This is a genomic window from Kitasatospora sp. NPDC091257 (assembly GCF_044757675.1).
Taxonomy (GTDB): domain Bacteria; phylum Actinomycetota; class Actinomycetes; order Streptomycetales; family Streptomycetaceae; genus Kitasatospora; species Kitasatospora lactacystinica.
Genome location: NZ_JBIVVI010001422.1, coordinates 1 through 2,063, shown reverse-complemented (window position 1 = coordinate 2,063; position 2,063 = coordinate 1). Strand labels below are relative to the sequence as shown.

Genomic DNA, 2,063 nt, shown 5'->3' with positions numbered 1-2,063 from the left:
GGTCGTACTTGTAGCCGATCTGGCGGACGGTGGCGATCGCCTCCCGGTGCCCGGGGCCGAGCTTGCGCCGGATCCGGGCGATGTGGGTGGCGACGGTGCGGGAGTCGCCGGTGTCCGGGCGGCCCCAGACGTTCTCCATCAGCTGGCGCCGGGAGTGCACCCGCAGCGGGTTGCCGACCAGGTGCGCGAGCAGTTCGAACTCCAGGTACGGCATGGTGACGTGCCGGCCCTCGACGGTGACGGTGCGCTGGTCGGTGTCCACCACCAGGCCGGGCGCGGGCGCGGGTCGAGGGGCCGGGCGCCGGCCCGGGGCGGGGTGGTGCGAGAAGACGGCGTCGAGCCTGGGGCGGTGCGGGACCATGGCGCGGGGGCTCCTTCGTGGTCGGCTCAGTGGTTCAGCGCGGTCTGGACGATCTTGACGACGACCATGGCCGTCGCGATCAGCAGGTAGGCGCGCAGCGCGCCCATGCCGACCTTGCGGGCGGTGGACAGCACCGGCTTGTCGAGGGTCTCCAGCGGCGGCATCCGCCAGTTCTCCCGGCCGGTGCGGTCGACGGGGTCCTCCTTGGTGCCGCGGCGCCCGAAGGTGAAGGAGTACCCGGCGACGAGCACGCCCGCCACGCCGCAGCCGGCCATGATCCGGAGGATCGCCCCGGAGCCGATGTCGGGCCAGACCACGGCGGCGGTGAGGATCAGGGAGAGCATCACCAGGACGCCGACCACCAGCGAGGTGAAGGCGTTGGTCCGCGGCCCGTTCGTCCAGGGGCCCAGCACCGCGCGGTCGTTGCAGAGCAGCAGCAGGAAGACGGTCGCGGAGGGCAGCAGCACCCCGGCCAGCACCTGGACGAACTGGGTCATCAGGCCCTGGGTGTAGTCGGTGGAGAGCAGCGTGATCGCCGCCGCCGCGACCACCAGGCCCGCGTAGATCCCGTAGAAGCCCTTGGCGCCCTTCACCCCGCGGTGCAGCGAGTGCTTGATGCCGAAGACGTCGCCGATCGCGTACGCGGTGGACAGGGACACCGCGAAGGCGCCGATGATCGAGGCGTCCAGCAGCGCGATGGCGAACAGCACGCCGGCCAGGTGCCCGGCCTTGTCCTCGATGCCCCGGGCGACGGCGGCCGCGTCGGAGAAGTGCCCGAAGCCGTCGGTGCCCGCGAAGGCGGCGGCGGTGAGGCCCATCATGGCGGCGGCGCCGACGATCACGATCACGATGCCGATCCAGAGGTCGGCCTTCTCGTACGTCATGAAGCGCGGGGTGATCCGCTTGTCGATGACGTACGACTGCTGGAAGAACAGCTGCCAGGGCGCCACGGTGGTGCCGACGATGGAGATGATCACCAGCATCACGGCCGCCGGTCCGCCCGACCCGCCGGGCATGGCGGGCACCACGAAGTCGTGCGCCATCCGCGAGGTCCTCGGGTGGACCATGAAGTAGATCGGCACCAGCAGCAGCGAGCCCAGGCACAGCGTCACGGCGACCCGCTCGAAGCGCTGGAACGAGCCGGTGAAGGCCGAGGCGATGATGATCCCGGCGGCGAGCACCACCGAGGCCGCCTTCGGCAGGCCCAGGTACCCGGCCGCGAGCGTGACCCCGATGAACTCGGTGACCAGCGTCAGCGCGTTCAGCAGGAACAGGTCGATCACGCTGAACGCGCCCCAGAACTTCCCGAAGCGCTCCAGGATCAGCCGGGCGTGGCCGACGCCGGTGACGGCGCCCAGCCGCAGCACCATCTCCTGGTTGACGTACAGCACCGGGACCAGCATCAGCAGCGTCCACAGCAGCTGGGTGCCGTAGTTCTGCCCGGCCTGGCCGTAGGTGGAGAAGGCGCCGGCGTCGTTGTCGCCGACCATCACGATCAGGCCGGGCCCGACGATCGCGAGCAGGGTCTTCAATCTCGCCGACAGGCCGTGCCGGGGCGTGGTGTCGTCGAGCCGGATGGTGCCGAGCGCGCCCTTGATGTCGCCGACGTGCGCGTCGTCGAGGACGGCCGAACGCGGCTCGGGCGGAGCGGAGTTGAGCGTGGCGTGGGTGGTCATGGGTTTCCTCCCTGGGCCCCGGGGGG

General features: G+C 71.2%; 2 protein-coding genes. Both read right to left on the bottom strand.

Annotated features, from left to right (window positions below; genetic code table 11):
• A partial coding sequence (locus ACIQOV_RS38950) for a winged helix-turn-helix domain-containing protein (protein WP_401055564.1) occupies window positions 1-361 on the bottom strand: 361 nt, incomplete at its 3' end.
• Window positions 362-387: 26 nt separating this feature from the next.
• Window positions 388-2,037 carry an NRAMP family divalent metal transporter gene (locus ACIQOV_RS38945; protein WP_401055562.1) on the bottom strand — a complete coding sequence of 550 codons (1,650 nt, stop codon included), beginning with the start codon at window positions 2,035-2,037 and terminating at the stop codon, window positions 388-390.
• Window positions 2,038-2,063 lie beyond the last annotated feature (26 nt).

Bases quoted from the DNA above. Each gene is read 5' to 3' on its own strand.
- ACIQOV_RS38945 (WP_401055562.1), bottom strand. From the start codon at position 2,037: ATGACCACCCACGCCACGCTCAACTCCGCTCCGCCCGAGCCGCGTTCG.